General features: G+C 36.4%; 14 protein-coding genes. All 14 read right to left on the minus strand.

What is annotated here, in order from left to right:
• Positions 1 to 104 precede the first annotated feature (104 nt).
• The 14 genes from DIS06_RS08200 to DIS06_RS08265 all read right to left on the minus strand — a co-directional run bounded on the left by DIS06_RS08200 (position 105) and on the right by DIS06_RS08265 (position 15,912).
• On the minus strand, positions 105 to 1,193 hold the full coding sequence (locus DIS06_RS08200; protein ID WP_110112774.1) for a BMP family lipoprotein: 1,089 nt from the start codon (positions 1,191 to 1,193) through the stop codon (positions 105 to 107).
• A 176-nt stretch (positions 1,194 to 1,369) separates the two neighbouring features.
• Positions 1,370 to 2,095, minus strand: a complete 726-nt coding sequence (locus tag DIS06_RS08205; RefSeq protein WP_110112775.1) for a GntR family transcriptional regulator — start codon at positions 2,093 to 2,095, stop codon at positions 1,370 to 1,372.
• 375 nt (positions 2,096 to 2,470) lie between these two features.
• On the minus strand, positions 2,471 to 4,834 hold the full coding sequence (locus DIS06_RS08210; protein WP_110112776.1) for a DNA translocase FtsK: 2,364 nt from the start codon (positions 4,832 to 4,834) through the stop codon (positions 2,471 to 2,473).
• Between the two features lie 177 nt (positions 4,835 to 5,011).
• Positions 5,012 to 5,221, minus strand: a complete 210-nt coding sequence (locus DIS06_RS08215) for a YlzJ-like family protein (protein ID WP_110112777.1) — start codon at positions 5,219 to 5,221, stop codon at positions 5,012 to 5,014.
• Positions 5,218 to 5,976, minus strand: a complete 759-nt coding sequence (locus DIS06_RS08220; protein ID WP_110112778.1) for a ClpP family protease — start codon at positions 5,974 to 5,976, stop codon at positions 5,218 to 5,220. The genes DIS06_RS08215 and DIS06_RS08220 overlap by 4 nt, the downstream gene beginning before the upstream one ends.
• A gap of 147 nt (positions 5,977 to 6,123) precedes the next feature.
• Positions 6,124 to 7,791 (minus strand): ribonuclease J, encoded by a 1,668-nt coding sequence (locus DIS06_RS08225; RefSeq protein ID WP_110112779.1) that lies wholly within the window; start codon positions 7,789 to 7,791, stop codon positions 6,124 to 6,126.
• A gap of 183 nt (positions 7,792 to 7,974) precedes the next feature.
• Positions 7,975 to 8,844: a 4-hydroxy-tetrahydrodipicolinate synthase gene (gene dapA, locus DIS06_RS08230; protein ID WP_110112780.1), complete on the minus strand. Its 870-nt coding sequence runs from the start codon at positions 8,842 to 8,844 to the stop codon at positions 7,975 to 7,977.
• Between the two features lie 33 nt (positions 8,845 to 8,877).
• Positions 8,878 to 10,107, minus strand: coding sequence for an aspartate kinase (gene dapG, locus DIS06_RS08235; RefSeq protein ID WP_110112781.1), 1,230 nt, complete (start codon positions 10,105 to 10,107; stop codon positions 8,878 to 8,880).
• A 40-nt stretch (positions 10,108 to 10,147) separates the two neighbouring features.
• Positions 10,148 to 11,191, minus strand: a complete 1,044-nt coding sequence (gene asd / locus DIS06_RS08240) for an aspartate-semialdehyde dehydrogenase (protein WP_110112782.1) — start codon at positions 11,189 to 11,191, stop codon at positions 10,148 to 10,150.
• 255 nt (positions 11,192 to 11,446) lie between these two features.
• Positions 11,447 to 12,049, minus strand: a complete 603-nt coding sequence (locus DIS06_RS08245; RefSeq protein ID WP_110112783.1) for a dipicolinate synthase subunit B — start codon at positions 12,047 to 12,049, stop codon at positions 11,447 to 11,449.
• Positions 12,049 to 12,948 carry a dipicolinic acid synthetase subunit A gene (dpaA, locus tag DIS06_RS08250; protein WP_110112784.1) on the minus strand — a complete coding sequence of 300 codons (900 nt, stop codon included), beginning with the start codon at positions 12,946 to 12,948 and terminating at the stop codon, positions 12,049 to 12,051. Before dpaA ends, DIS06_RS08245 begins: the two co-directional genes overlap by 1 nt.
• Positions 12,949 to 13,224: 276 nt before the next feature.
• Entirely contained in the window at positions 13,225 to 13,491 is a 267-nt protein-coding gene (locus tag DIS06_RS08255; RefSeq protein ID WP_110112785.1) for a YlmC/YmxH family sporulation protein, read from the minus strand.
• A 120-nt stretch (positions 13,492 to 13,611) separates the two neighbouring features.
• The gene (locus tag DIS06_RS08260) at positions 13,612 to 14,850 is read right to left on the minus strand and encodes a M16 family metallopeptidase (protein ID WP_110112786.1); all 1,239 of its coding nucleotides are present in this window, start codon (positions 14,848 to 14,850) and stop codon (positions 13,612 to 13,614) included.
• A 102-nt stretch (positions 14,851 to 14,952) separates the two neighbouring features.
• Positions 14,953 to 15,912, minus strand: coding sequence for a polysaccharide deacetylase family protein (locus DIS06_RS08265; protein ID WP_204166773.1), 960 nt, complete (start codon positions 15,910 to 15,912; stop codon positions 14,953 to 14,955).
• Between the last annotated feature and the right edge of the window lie 47 nt (positions 15,913 to 15,959).

The raw sequence follows: 15,959 nt of genomic DNA on the forward strand, positions 1-15,959 counted from the left end.
TTTGCATGCCATCATGTATATAGTGACTATTCACCTATATTTTCTGTTGCTTTGTTAGTAAAAAGGCTAGCCTACGACTAGCCTTTTCTTATCCATGTTAAGTCTTATTTTAATGTCGTTACAAACTGTTCAAATGCTTCATCAGTAGCTGGTACTTCGATTTCACCTTTTAGAATTTTTTGCTCAAATTCTTCAACTGTTTTTAATGCTTCTTCACTTACGTTTTCTGTTGTAGGTGCAATGCTAATTCCGTCTTCTTCAAGACCAAATACTACTTCTTCACCACCTGGGAAGTCACCTTCCATTGCGCGCTTCGACACTTCATAAACTGCTACATCTACACGTTTAACCATCGAAGTAAGTGTTACATTTTCTGGTAAACCTTCTTCGTGTTGGTCACGGTCTACACCGATAACCCATACATCTTCACCTTTTTTCTTACGGTTTTTCGCTTCAGTAAACACCCCTACACCTGTACCACCTGCTGCGTGATAAATAATATCTGCACCTTGACTATACATTGCAGATGCAATTGTTGTTCCTTTTGCAGAGTCATTAAAATCTTCTGCATATTGAACAACTACTTCTGCATCTGGATTCACCGATTTAACACCAGCTTTGAAACCATTTTCAAACTTTTTAATTAATGGAGATTCTACTCCACCAATAAATCCAATTTTATTAGACTTTGTATGTTTCGCAGCAATAACTCCGACTAAGAAAGAACCTTGTTCTTCTTTAAATAGAATACTAGCTACGTTATCTAATCCTTCTGCTTTTAAAGAATCATCCACTAATCCAAAGTTTACATCTGGATTTTGTCCTGCGACAATTTTCACGTCTTCTTTTAATAAGAATCCGATTCCGTATGTCACATTGAATCCTGCTTCAGCAAATGTTGATAAGTTACTTTGATACTCAGAAGCTTGATTTGATTGCGCGTATTTAAAACCTTTACCCTCTTCTAAGCCGTTCTCTTGACCAAACTTTGTTACACCTTCCCAAGCAGATTGGTTAAATGATTTGTCATCTATCCCACCTGTATCTGTAACCATTCCCACTTTAAAATCAACTTTTTTACCTTCGCTACTTCCACCTTCTGATGTAGTTGATTCACTAGAACCACACGCACTTAATAACGTTCCTGCTGCTAATACAAGTGATAATGCTAACCCTGCTTTACGTTTTTTCATTAGTAAGACCCCCTAGAATTGGTTAAAGTAAGTAAATCGACGATTAAAAAATTATTAAACTATGTTGGCACACACCTCCTTAAAAGTGCTTACAAAACCAATTAATAATATTCAAATAATTATTTGTAAAAAAATAAACCTACTTAGCAATATTCAGATATTTCTCTACAAAAAAATTATACTCTCTTTCTAAGAACGTGAAAGCTAAATTGATCTGCTTTAAAATAGTTTAGTGAATACAAAATTGGTTCATCATCTAAATCATAATGCATTTGTTTTAAGACTAGAAGAGCGGTTTCAGGCTCACATTGTAAAATGGGAGATATTTTCTCATGATAACCAACAGGTTCAATATGAGTCACGGCGTATGAAATATGTTTTCCTGCTTGTGATTCTAGGATTTCAAAGAGTGACTCTTGTTTGTACTCAAAATTTTTCGGTAAATACTTTTGAGGTACTTTGTCGATACAATAAACGACTGGGTCACTATTTGCGGTACGAACACGCTCCACAAGTAAAACGTCCTCATTTACTTCGCATTGAAAGCGTCGTGCATCTTCTTCTGTCGAGCCTTGGACCTGTGATGAAAGAAAGATTGTCCCAGGTTTCATCCCACCCTGCTTAATCATGTCCGTTATACTGCTTAATTGCTCAATACCTGACATAAATGTTGGCTTACTATTAACAAATGTCCCCACACCATGACGACGTATTACAATGTTCTCTTCTTCTAGAATTCGTAGTGCTTCACGCAATGTTGCTCGACTTACACCTAGTTGTTTTGATAAGTCAAATTCCGATGGAAGCTTCTCTTTTTCTTTGTATATTCCTTGATTAATATTCTGTTTAATTTCGTCAATTACTTGCAGATACAAGTGTCGACTATCTGTCTTGATAGACATACAGCTTCCCCCACAATCCTTCTTGGTCATCAGACCTCTGATGTTTGACTACATTTTCCGAAAATAATATATCACTTTTCGACAAATAAATAAATAGGTTATATTAATTTTATTTACAAAAGTTTAATATTTTATTAAAAATACTATTTTTTGAATTTTATCGTCCTATTCTTTCATTTTTTATAGTATGATGAAGTATTAAGAGACCATTATAAACAAACATTTAAAGAGTTTATCGCTCTATCATTCGTGTTTTATATTTATCATTCACTTTGAAAGAGTATTCATTTTTAATTAAAGCGACACAACCGAATATCTATAAAGTCTTAAAAAAAGGATAACACATTCAAATGTGCTATCCTTTTTCTTATTGGTCTAAGATCCTACATCTTCGCTTTGTTGTGAGACAAGTACAGCACGTGGTTTACTTCCTTCATAAGGACCAACCACTCCACGCTCTTCCATCGCATCAATTAAACGAGCTGCTCGATTATAACCAACACGGAATCTTCGTTGTAACATAGAGACAGAAGCAGTTTGCATCTCTGCAACTAGTTGTACCGCTTCATCGTATAATTCATCTTCAAAATTATCTTCTTTCTCTGGAGCATCTTGAGGAATCATTTCTTCCTGATATTGTGCTTTTTGCTGAGAAATTACAAAGTCTACAATTTCTTCGACCTCTTCGTCTGATAAGAATGCGCCTTGTACACGAACAGGCTTTGAAGCGCCTACAGGCATGAAAAGCATATCACCTCGACCTAGTAACTTTTCTGCTCCACCCATATCAAGGATTGTACGTGAATCCGTTTGAGACGATACACTAAAGGCAATTCGAGAAGGAATATTTGCTTTAATGACGCCAGTAATAACATCTACAGAAGGCCTTTGTGTCGCAATAATTAAGTGAATACCTGCAGCACGAGCCATTTGAGCTAAACGTGTAATGGAATCCTCTACATCCGATGAAGCAACCATCATTAAGTCTGCAAGCTCATCCACTATCACAACAATATACGGCAATGTCGGTTGTTTAGCTTCTTCATGTTCGTTTTCACGCTTAATGTACTCGTTATACCCTTCAATATTACGCGTCCCCGTATGAGAAAATAATTCATATCGACGCTCCATTTCACTTACTACTTTTTTCAAAGCTTGTGATGCCTTTTTAGGATCTGTCACAACAGGTGCCAGTAAGTGCGGAATACCGTTATACATATTTAACTCAACCATTTTTGGATCAATCATCATGAGCTTCACTTCATGAGGCTTGGCTCTCATAAGTAAACTAACGATAATTCCATTGACACACACACTTTTTCCACTACCCGTTGCTCCAGCAACAAGTAAATGGGGCATTTTATTGAGCTCAGCTAATACCGCTTCCCCCGAAATATCTCGCCCTAATCCAATTAAAAGCTTCGCATCTGGACGATTGTTTTCTTTTCCTTCAAGTACCTCTCGTAAAGATACCATCGCTACTTCTTCATTTGGAACTTCAATACCAACCGCTGATTTACCTGGTATTGGCGCTTCAATTCTTATATCTTTCGCAGCCAATGCTAATGCTAAATCATCACTTAAATTAACAATCTTACTTACTTTTACTCCTACATCTGGATACACTTCATATTTCGTTACAGCAGGACCTAAATGGACTTTGGCAACTTTTGCTTTTACACCAAAGCTTTGAAATGTTTTTTCTAACTTCTTTGCATTCGCATGAATATTTTTATGTTCTTTTAATTGATTATGCTTTTTAGGCGCTGCTAATAAGCGAATTGGTGGTAATTCGTATGATTTATTTTCTGCTTCTGAAAATGTAATAACAGGTGCAGGCGACTGCTCTTCTTTTTGAGTTTCTTTTTTCACCACTTGCTGTTGAATCGGTTTAGTTTGCACTGGCGATAAAGACTCTGGCTTTACACTTACCTGCTCTTGTGCTTCATCACTATAATTAAAATGTTCGATGATTGGCGGAACGGTTGATTCTTCTTGTTGTTCTTCCTGAACATCTGCGCTTGCCGCCTCTTCAAAGTCTACAGTTGATTCTGCTTGTCTAGATCGTGTTCTGACTCTCGTGCGCGGAGCAGCTTTTCTTTTTTGAACCCATTCTTTTAAATCTTCAATCCCCTCTTTCAATTCTGTCATAAAGAAAGACAAGATCGGTCGAATAATTTTCATCAAGGTTTCTTGCAATGAACGCCCAGTGATTAGAATAATTCCAACCATAATAAGAAGAGAAGCAATTAATTCTGTTCCTAGCCGATCAAATAAGAAGTAGCAAATGGCAAACATAATAGAGCCAATCATCCCACCACCTAAATCGCTAGTGGCTTGCCCTTTTGCTTCTAGCATAAATAAGTCCCATGTATTTAAAATAACAGATGGATGAGCAAAGTTCCCATCACGAGATAAATTTTGAAACAATGTGACATGACTAAACAATAGGATAGCTAACACGATAATATATGTACCAATCAGTTGTCTTGTTATAAATGGAGGCCATGTCCGCTTCCAAATGACATAAACAGATAAAATAAGTAGTCCTATTAATCCTAACATGTACCATTCACCTGCAAAAAGCCTTACAACTAATACAATGGCGCGTCCCACTGCACCTAATTCTGCCATCGCAATTAACGATAGCGCGAGAATGAAAAGACCAATTAATTCAAAACGTATAATCCTTTTCCATTCATCAATCTTCACTTGACTTCTTTTCTTTTTCTTCGCCATCGTTTCACTCCAATCAGTCCTTTTCAACTTGGCCAATCCCAACTATTTACAGAATGCTCAATCTCTTATGTAAACATTATCTAGCATAGTTCGAACAAAAAAGCAGCCAAAAAAAGGCTGCATGTCCATATTGCTACATTCATTATATCATAAACATATTTTACTTTTACAATGAAATTATAGAGATAAAATTTGCCCAGGGCCATATTCGCTGTTTAAATAGTCTTGCGGATCTGTACTAAGCATTCTTACAATTTGATATTGCCTTTGTGTATTCTCCATAACCAAAAAAGAAATACCATTATGTTCAATGGTTTGCAAGCTATCATATTCTGTCGATTCTGTCGGAAAAACAAATTCTTGAGGCATTGATGTATAAAGTATCATTGTAATAATTGGCTATCCTCCCGTGTAATTCCTTTATTTTCAATCAGTTCATTTAATTTTTTTATAGCTTGCCCTACTCCGCCCACTTCGTCAATTAATCCGTATTGCACTGCATCTGCTCCTACTACATTTGTACCGATATCTCTTGTTAAATTACCTTTAGAAAACATTAGTTCTTTAAATTTTTCCTCCGACACATTAGAGTGCTTGGTCACAAAGTTAATTACACGCTCTTGCATTTTATCTAAATACTCAAAGGTTTGCGGAACGCCAATAACTAACCCCGTTAGGCGAACCGGGTGAATTGTCATTGTTGCTGTTCCTGCAATAAATGAGTGAGTGGTTGAGACAGCAATTGGAACACCGATGGAGTGACCCCCTCCTAATACAATCGACACAGACGGCTTCGATAAAGAAGAAATCATTTCAGCAATTGCTAAACCTGCTTCCACATCTCCACCAACCGTATTTAGAATAATTAATAATCCTTCGATTTTTGGATTTTGCTCAATTGCGACAATTTGAGGAATCACATGTTCATATTTTGTTGTTTTGTTTTGTGGTGGTAATTGTACATGTCCCTCTACTTGTCCTACAATTGTTAAACAATGAATTTTCGAGTCTTGAGCAAGCTGCGGAACATTGGTTTGACCTAATTGCTGAATTTTATCTACTAAACCTTGTTTACCGTCTTCTTTTTTATCAGGTTGTTGTGGTGCTGTTTCTGAAGAATGAAGTTCATTTTCTTTAAACATTCTGTAACTCCTTTCAAACATTAATACTGTTATTATGAGCTTCATCCACTTTTTCATGCTTTCTTAACTACAAAAAAGAACAGACTCACTAAACAGAGAGAGTTACCTCACTGTTTACGCCTGTTCTTTTGACTTTGAGCGTTTTGCTTACACTTCCATGATAATTGGAAGAATCATTGGTCTACGTCTCGTTTTTTCAAATAAAAATTGGTTTAAGCTTTCACGCATATTTAACTTTAATGTTGACCATTCAATTGTTCGCTCTTGCATGCACTTTTGCAGAATTTGTTCAACAAGTGCGGTCGCGTCTTCAAGAAGCTTTTCTGATTCACGAACATATACAAAACCTCGAGAGATAATTTCTGGCCCTGCTGAAATCTTTTTATTTCCTTTATCAATTGTTACGACAACAATTAAAATACCATCTTGAGATAGTAAACGGCGGTCGCGAAGAACAATGTTACCTACATCTCCAACTCCTAATCCATCAATAAGAGTGTTACCTGACTGCACTCTGCCCCCCGATTGAGCTAAACCATCTTTTATTTCAATAACGTCTCCTTTTTCTAGAAGAAAAATATGGTCTTGTGGTATTCCTGACGCTTCCGCTAATTTCGCGTGAGCTTTTTGCATACGATATTCACCATGAATTGGTAACACATATGTAGGTTTCATTAAATTAATCATAAATTTTAATTCTTCTTGACTACCATGTCCTGATGTGTGAATCTGCTTTTGTCCATATACAACTGTTGCACCGATTCGACAGACTAAATCAATGGTTTTTGAAAACTTCGTCTCATGACCTGGTATTGGTGTTGCGGCAATTAAAACAGTATCATCTTCTTTAATACTTACAAGCTTATGTGCTTGTCTCGCCATTCTAGATAACGCAGCCATTGGCTCACCTTGATGACCTGTTGTTAAAATGGCTATCTTTTCGTCACTTTGACTGTTAATACCTTGAACAGAGATCAACGTATCTTCAGGTACATTAAGATATCCTAACTCAACTCCAAGTTCAATTACTTTCATCATCGTTCGACCAACAACGACTAATTTACGTTCATGCTCAAATGCTGCATTAATTACTTGTTGAATACGCGTGATATTTGAACCGTATGTTGCAACAATAATCCTTCCTTTTTCTTTTGCATCATAAAAGGCGTCGGAAATTTCTTGATTAATAACGGATTCAGAGACCGTATAACCAAGCCTTTCTGCATTTGTGCTGTCTGATAATAAACAAAGAACTCCTTGTTCTCCGATTGCAGCCATTTTACTAATCTCTGATGCATGAGGTCCACTGTAGGATTGATCAAACTTAAAGTCCCCTGTATGAACGACCGCACCTTGAGATGTTTGTAAGCATATACCCACTGAATCAGGAATACTATGCATGGTTCTAAAGAAAGTAATGATAGTCGTATCAAACGTTAAAACAGTATTAGAATCAATTATATGTAAAAGCTTGTATTTAGAACAACCATATTCTTTCATTTTTTCTCGCACAAGTGCAATTGTCAGCTTTGTACCGTATACAGGTACATCTAGCTTTCTTAAGATAAATGGTAATGCTCCTATTTGCTCTTCATGACCGTGTGTAAGTAAAATCGCTTTTACTCTTGCTTTATTATCTACTAAATACGAAATATCAGGAATAACCATATCAATTCCTAGCATCTCGTCTTCTGGAAACATTAACCCTGCATCTACTACATAGATGTCATCATTAATCTCGATGACATACATGTTTTTTCCAACCTCTCCAACTCCACCTAATGCAAAAATTTTAATATTTTCTGTCTTTTTCATAGCTACTAGTTTTCCTCCCACATAAACTTACAACCCGCTCAAAGTCACTTGCATTTATTATAACGTATGCAAGAAATGGAATACAAGAAATTTCAAAGCTATCACAATCTTCACTTAAATAAAAATCGCCTTTTTAAGTAAAGAGACAAAGGTTTCTTTACTTAAAAAAGGCGATTGTATTACTTATATCGTTTTTAGTACTTGAACTAACTCTGTTCGTTGTTCTTCTGTTAATGGAATAAGAGGAAGGCGTACAGATCCTACGTCTAGACCTTTCAATTGTAAAGCTGTCTTGACCGGCGTAGGGCTCGGAGCTGCAAATAAAGCATTCATAATCGGCAATAGCTTTTGGTGCAATGCTGCTGCCTCTTTTGTTTGACCACTTTCAAAAGCTCGAACCATTTGTTGCATTTCATTTCCTAGCACATGAGAAGCAACTGAGACAATTCCGTTGCCGCCAATTGCCAAGCTCGGCAATGTTAATCCGTCATCTCCACTATAAAGAGCAAAATCATCAGATGTACGTGAGATAATCTCTGTCATGCTATCTAGATCCCCACTTGCATCTTTGACCGCTACAACATTAGGAATTTGAGAGAGCTTCACAATAAGATCAACTGACATATTCACAACTGAACGACCAGGGATATTATATAACATAACAGGCAATTTTGTGCTTTCTGCAATAACTTTAAAATGCTGATACAATCCTTCTTGACTTGGTTTGTTGTAGTACGGAGCTACAAGCATCACAGCGTCTACACCAATCTCTTCTACTTTTTTAGTAAATTCAACAGAAGCATATGTGTTATTGCTTCCTGTTCCTGCGATAACAGGCACTCTTCCATCTACTACTTTTACTGTATGACGAAATAAAGCTAGTTTTTCTTCTAATGATAATGTTGGTGATTCACCTGTTGTCCCTGCTACCACTAATGAATCTGATCCGTTATCAATCAAATAGTTAATTAATTGTGTAGTTTTTTGAAAATCAATGTTCCCTTTGTGATCAAAAGGGGTAACCATAGCTGTTGAAACTTTTCCAAAATCCATCGTATGTTCACTCCTTGCTATTCAATTAACGCTCTATTTTTCCACTTTTGATAGTTCAAATGTGTTGTGAAGAGCATTAACAGCTTTCTTTAAGTCTTCTTCTTTTACTAATACCCAAATTGTAGTATGACTATCGGCTGATTGTAAAATTTGAATACCATCTACTGAAAGTGCTGTTACAATTTTAGCTGCCACTCCTGGTACCCCAGCAATTCCAGCTCCCACTGTAGAGACCTTCGCACAATGACGAGTAACAAACGGTTCATATCCCATGCTTTCTAATACTTCAATAGCACGATCAGTTGACTCATCTGTTACCGTGTAGACAACACCTTTTGGAGAAATGTTAATAAAGTCCACACTTATCTGAGCATTTGCCATTGCTTTAAAGACTTCAGACTGAATATCATAGTTGCCTTCTTTACTAAACACTTTAATTTGTGTCACATTTGACACATGAGCGATACCCGTCACTAACCGTTCTTGTACATCGCTACCTTTTTGTTGAGCATATCCGTGTGATGTAACGAGCGTTCCTTCTGTATCGGAATAAGTAGAACGAACACGAATTGGTACTTTTGCTTGCATCGCAATCTCTACTGCTCGTGGATGAATGACTTTCGCACCTTGATAAGCCATATTACAAATTTCATTATAAGTAACAACTGAAAGCGGCCTTGCATCCTCCACAATTCGAGGATCCGCAGTCATAACACCCTCTACATCCGTAAAAATATCAACAAAATCTGCACTTAACGCCGCACCTAAAGCAGAGGCAGAAGTGTCACTTCCACCTCTTCCTAGAGTTGTTACATCTCCATTCGCTGAAGCACCTTGAAAGCCTGCTACTACAACGACATCATGTTGCTCTAACTCTTCATAAATCCGATCACATTTCATGTCGATAATTTTTGCGTTTGTAAAATCACCGTTTGTTACAAATCCAGCTTGTGCGCCTGTTAAAGCTGTTGCTTTAATTTCATTTGAATTTAATAAGTTTGAAAAAACAACAGACGAGATTAACTCCCCACAAGACATTAACATGTCTAATTCACGCTTATTTAACGTTGCTTGACTTCCGTTTACTAAGGACAGTAAGGTATCTGTCGCATATGGTTCTCCTTTACGTCCCATAGCAGAGACAACAACGACTACCTTGTATCCTTCGCTTAATGCACATTTAATATGATGAACTGCACGTTCTCTACCAACTTCATCACGTACAGAAGTACCACCAAACTTTTGAACAATAATCTTCTTCATAAACACACCTCATTACTTCATTGAAGCAATCTTGTTGTAATTATTTCACAAGTCCTAACTTAATTAATGACTCTGCAATTTGAACAGAGTTCCATGCAGCACCTTTTAATAAGTTATCAGAAACAATCCACATATGGAACCCTTTATCATTATCCAAATCTTTACGGATACGTCCTACAAACACGTCTCTTTTCCCAACACAATCTGCTGGCATTGGATATACTTGATTTTCTGGGTCATCTTGTAGAACAATTCCAGGCGCTTCTGATAATAATTGCTTGACTTCTTGCACGGTAACACCGCTTTTTTCTACTTCAATATATACAGACTCAGAGTGTCCTGTTACAACTGGTAAACGAACGCACGTTGCTGCAACTTGAAGTTCAGGCATATGCATGATTTTCTTTGTTTCGTTGATCATTTTCATTTCTTCGAACGTAAATCCGTTTTCTTGAAACTTATCAATTTGCGGAATCGCATTAAATGCAATTTGATAATGCTTTTTATCACTACCTACCGGCAAAATTTCAGGTGTAAATTCTTTCTCATCTAAAATGGCTTGAGATTGTTCTTTTAGTTCATTAATTGCAGCTGCTCCAGCACCCGATACCGCTTGATACGTTGATACAAGTACTTTCTTTAAACCATATGACTGACGAAGTGGTTCAAGTGCTGCCACCATTTGAATCGTAGAACAATTAGGATTTGCGATAATTCCATTGTGTGCTTTGATGTCCTCTTCGTTAACTTCAGGTACAACTAATGGTACATTTTCGTCCATACGGTATGCACTTGTGTTGTCAACTACGACTGCACCACGCTTTACTGCTTCAGGCGCTAATGCTTTTGAAATACTACCACCAGCACTAAATAAAGCAATATCTACTCCTTCAAAACTATCAGGCGTTGCTTCTTGAATCACAATTTCTTCTCCATTAAATTGAAGTACCTTCCCAGCTGAACGAGCTGATGATAATAATGTTAATTTCCCTACAGGAAATTGACGCTCTTCTAACGTTTTTAACATTTGTTGACCTACTGCACCCGTTGCTCCTACTACTGCTACATGTAATCCATTTGCCATTTTAAAATCCCCTCCAACAAGTTTCAACTATTATCATGTTTTACACTTCAATATCTTTTAGAAAAAACATCATTGTTTCTGTCGTTTATTGCTATATAACGAATAGTGAAATATGTTTAACTTTCACTTCGCGAGCATGATACATAGAACTTCTTACCTCCACAAATCATGAATAGCTTTTATTTTAACATATCATTGCGTTAAAGAAGAGAAGATTTTATAAAATCTTCTCTTCTTTTATTCTATCAAGAACTGTTAACTTTCGCTATCACGGAATTTCTCAATAATAACTGGTTGTAGTTGTTTCCCTTCTAATGCTGCATAGACTGTATCTGTTAATAGATTCATTCTCGCAACCATTGAGTTTGGCTTTTTCACTGGATCATCTTGACCATATGGAATAAAATAAAAATTCTTAGTTGACATTAAACGCATTAAATTAATTCCATTTAATCCTAGCGCATCATTTGTGGAGATACCTAATACAACAGGTTTGTGATTGCGTAAGGTTGCCTTTGCCGCCATTAGAATAGGTGATTCTGTTAACGCGTTTGCTAATTTACTCATTGAATTTCCTGTGCAAGGTGCAATAACCATACAATCTAAAGGAATTTTAGGTCCTAGTGGCTCTGCTTTAACAATTGAATTAATAACAGCATTTCCTGTTATTTCTTCAATTCTTTTAATCCAGTCTGCACCATCTCCAAAACGAGTATCTGTTGATTGTACCGTATAAGAAACCACTGGGAGTACTTCTGCTCCTAAGTTAACAAGCTTTTCAATTTCAGGCATCACTTCATTGTACGTACAATGAGAACCTGTTAATCCAAAGCCAATACGTTTTCCTTTTAGTGACATTATTTTTTCTCCTTTCGTTGAGCAAGATCGTCAGATAATAATTTTGTTAATACATTCGCAACAATCTGACCTGCTGTCTTTGGGGCCACAATTCCAGGTAATCCAGGAGCTAGAATTGCTTTAATTCCCCTTTTCTCTGCATACCGAAAATCTGTTCCACCTGGCTTTGAGGCTAAATCAATAATTAAGCAGTGAGACGGCACTTTCGAAAGGACATTAGCAGATAAAATTGGATAAGGGATTGTATTAATACAAATATCAACATCTGAAACCTCTTCTGCTAAATTTGATAAGTGAAAAGGCTTCAGACCCATTTCTGAAATACGAGCAAGGTGTTCAGATTTCCTCGCACCTACTTTTACTTTTCCACCTAGAGCAGCGAATGACCTAGCAACGCTCATCCCCACTCTCCCTAAACCTAATACAGCAATTCTAGACCCGTGTATGGTGAAATCTGTATGCTGAATAACCAGCATAATTGTTCCCTCAACGGTTGGAATAGAGTTATAAATGGCAATATCATCACGTTCAAATAGTTGTACTAGCTTCCGCTTTGTTGATTTCGTTAACTGATTAAGATAATCATTACTAATACCAGAATAAATTGTACAGTGACTAGGTGTTTGTTTGACTACTTCTTCTTTTAAGTACACTTTTTCGTTTGAAAAAATCGTGTCAACTTGCCCTTCGTGATTAGTACCAGCAACTGGAAGGATAATCGCGTCTACATCTTTAAAGCTAAGTTCATCAATATGATATTTAGTGGCACCTGTAAATCCATGATCAAGTTGATCAAATCCAATTAATGAAATTTTAGCATCGAGTTCAATGAGTTTGCGTATCACTTCAAGCTGTCTGGCATCACCACCAATTACAGCGATGTGCAAATCCGTCAACATGTTGCTCCTTCACCTTCTTTAGTGTTGTATGGATATAGTTCGTTTTCTAAGAGATATTCAAAGGCATTTCATCACTCTTTTTCATGCCCAATTACTTTTGTCTTCAACATACTATGTCGTGACATCTGAATCGGTGAATGAGAAAAGCTGCCTAGATCGCAAACGTTCTTTGCAGTCTAAGCAGCTTTTGGATTCTTGACTTTATAAAGATGAAAAAAGATTTCTGTGTCTACCTTTCCAACGTTATTTACACCCACTTTGGTGCTAACATCACGATTAACTTTCACTTCCTTCTTTATCTGTTTCATAATTTGCAATATCAATAATAATCATATCAGCCCCAATTTTTTTTATGTGTTGCCAAGGAACACGGATATCTTGACCTTGTCGCTTTAATCCAAACCATTTAATACTCGGAATAATGAGGGCATTAATTTGTCCTGTTTGTTCATTGATTTCAAGATCCGTTTGCCCTAAAACGCCAAGTCGTTCAGCTCGCTTTATATCAACAATTTCTTTCCCACTTAATTCACTTAATCTCATCATTCTCACTCCTTTAAGATTTCCTTTATTCTATTGTATCGATCATGTCCTATAAAAAATGACAACACAAATAAAAAAACACAAGGGAATGTAACCCTTGTGTTTTTTTATTTGTGTTGTTTATTGCAACTTTTTAGGAAGTTCACCTGATGGACTAATAAGTGAAAGTGCAAAGTCTTTTGTAAAAATATCTCGAGCTAACGTATCGACACTATTTTTTGTAACGTTATTAACTAGTTCAATGATTTCATCTAGTGTACGATGTTTCCCTAACATTAGCTCATTTTTCCCGTTACGACTCATTCGACTATTGGTACTTTCTAAGCTAAGCATGAGGTTACCTTTTAATTGCTCTTTGCTATTTTCAAGTTCTTTTTCAGTAATACCTTTATCTTTTAACTGAGATAAGGTTTCTTGAATTGTATCGTAAAGAACATCTAGTTGATTGCTACCTGTACCACCGTAAATTGTCACGAGTCCGCTGTCTCGGTAAGAAGAATGATAGGAGAAAATTGAATAAGCTAACCCTTTTTGTTCACGTACATCTTGGAACAAACGGCTACTCATGCTTCCTCCTAAAATATTATTAAGAACAATCAAGCTATACACATCTTTATTACCGATTTCTAACCCTTTAAACCCTAAACATAGGTGGGCTTGCTCTGTATCTTTTTTACGTGCTAAATGATTCGTATGAAATGCTGGTTGCTTATATTGCTGTGTAGAATGAGAAGATGTATATGTACCGAAATAGTTCTCTACTTCTTTGACAAATGACTCATCAATATTTCCTGCTACTGAAATAACCACATTTTCTGGAATATATGTTTCATCCATATATATTCTTAACGAATCACCATTAAATGCCTTTAATGTTTCTTCTGTACCTAAGATTGGATAACCCAATGCATGATCACCATACACTGCTTTTCCTAATAAATCGTGAACGATATCATCAGGCGTATCCTCATACATCTTAATTTCTTCATATACTACATTTTTTTCACGCTTTAATTCAGTCTCATCAAACTCTGAATGAAAGAACATATCCGCTAATACATCTAATGCTTGATTGGCATGTTCATCTAATACTTTTGCATAGTAGCACGTGTATTCTTTTGATGTAAAAGCATTTACTTGTCCGCCTATACGATCAAAGCTTTCAGCAATTTCTCTGGCTGATCTCGTTTTTGTTCCTTTAAAAAACATGTGCTCTAAAAAGTGGGAGATCCCATTTCTTTCAAATGATTCATTACGTGATCCTGTGCCAATCCAAACACCAATGGCAACAGATCGGACCGTTGGAATATTTTCTAATACAATTCTTACACCGTTTTGACATGTATATCGTTTGATCAAACTAGTGCCACCCTTTCTTCATCCATCCTTTTTAACAATTATTAGCATATTTCCACAGACAGTATATCAATAGAAGCTAACATTGCAAAGTACCTTACATGTTTATTTAATCATTCTTTCTTCATCCAGCAAAGTAGTTAGATCACTTATCTCTAATTGCTCGTCTTTTATATTTTGAATTAATCGGTCTAGTGACTTGGCAGTTGAATCTGTTGGATGCATTAAAATAATTGCACCTGGGTGAACTTTTTTCATCACACGTTGAATTAACACATCTGGCTGAGGCTTTTGCCAATCAATTGTATCAACACTCCACATAATTGTTCTCATATTTAATTCAGAAGCAATCTCAACCGTTTCTTGACGATAACTTCCACTAGGAGGTGCAAACCATTTGTTTTCTTTACCTGTCACGGATTTCATGACATCGTTTGTATTAACTAACTCTTCTCGTGATCGATCATTTGTTAACCTAGCCATATCTGGATGGGAGTAAGAATGATTTCCTAGCTCATGCCCTGCATCTAAAATAACTTTGGTCATATCTGGGTTATTTTTCACCCAACGTCCTTCTAAAAAAAACGTCGCTTTTACATGATGCTTTTTCAACGTGTCAAGCATTGATGGGATATACTCGTTACCCCATGCTACATTAATAATAAATGAAACCATCGGCTTGTCTTCATGTCCACGATAAATTGGTTGTGCTGGTAGGTCAGATAAGTGTACATTTGGCTTTACTTGTTTGTAGATTAATTTATCTTCTGTAAATACACCATCTTTTTTCATACTTTTATACGATGCATCTACATCGACTTTTAAACCATTATATCCCGGAACAAGTTTCCATACTTTATCTACTCTAGCATCTTGCGGCTTTATTTCGTACTGTTTTGCTTTTGCTTGAATGTCCATATAAAGTGCATCTTTTTGTTTACTGACAGTCATTGTGTCTGCTTTTAATCCTTCTACAAATGAAGTCGTGTAAGGATTTTGAACAGATTGATATGTAATCGTTAGTAAAAATACAAACGGAACAACTTTTATAAGCATTCTTTTCACTTATTCTTCCCCCCCTATCATCAAAAATATGTATGAAAGGGACAAGG

It is taken from the genome of Bacillus sp. CGMCC 1.16541 (assembly GCF_003184905.1).
GTDB lineage: Bacteria > Bacillota > Bacilli > Bacillales > Bacillaceae_H > Priestia.

What these genes read in the sequence shown, in the direction of transcription:
- DIS06_RS08200 (WP_110112774.1), bottom strand. Translation starts at nt 1,193, where the DNA reads ATGAAAAAACGTAAAGCAGGGTTAGCATTATCACTTGTATTAGCAGCA.
- DIS06_RS08205 (WP_110112775.1), bottom strand. Translation starts at nt 2,095, where the DNA reads ATGTCTATCAAGACAGATAGTCGACACTTGTATCTGCAAGTAATTGAC.
- DIS06_RS08210 (WP_110112776.1), bottom strand. Translation starts at nt 4,834, where the DNA reads ATGGCGAAGAAAAAGAAAAGAAGTCAAGTGAAGATTGATGAATGGAAA.
- DIS06_RS08215 (WP_110112777.1), bottom strand. Translation starts at nt 5,221, where the DNA reads ATGATACTTTATACATCAATGCCTCAAGAATTTGTTTTTCCGACAGAA.
- DIS06_RS08220 (WP_110112778.1), bottom strand. Translation starts at nt 5,976, where the DNA reads ATGTTTAAAGAAAATGAACTTCATTCTTCAGAAACAGCACCACAACAA.
- DIS06_RS08225 (WP_110112779.1), bottom strand. Translation starts at nt 7,791, where the DNA reads ATGAAAAAGACAGAAAATATTAAAATTTTTGCATTAGGTGGAGTTGGA.
- dapA (WP_110112780.1), bottom strand. Translation starts at nt 8,844, where the DNA reads ATGGATTTTGGAAAAGTTTCAACAGCTATGGTTACCCCTTTTGATCAC.
- dapG (WP_110112781.1), bottom strand. Translation starts at nt 10,107, where the DNA reads ATGAAGAAGATTATTGTTCAAAAGTTTGGTGGTACTTCTGTACGTGAT.
- asd (WP_110112782.1), bottom strand. Translation starts at nt 11,191, where the DNA reads ATGGCAAATGGATTACATGTAGCAGTAGTAGGAGCAACGGGTGCAGTA.
- DIS06_RS08245 (WP_110112783.1), bottom strand. Translation starts at nt 12,049, where the DNA reads ATGTCACTAAAAGGAAAACGTATTGGCTTTGGATTAACAGGTTCTCAT.
- dpaA (WP_110112784.1), bottom strand. Translation starts at nt 12,948, where the DNA reads ATGTTGACGGATTTGCACATCGCTGTAATTGGTGGTGATGCCAGACAG.
- DIS06_RS08255 (WP_110112785.1), bottom strand. Translation starts at nt 13,491, where the DNA reads ATGAGATTAAGTGAATTAAGTGGGAAAGAAATTGTTGATATAAAGCGA.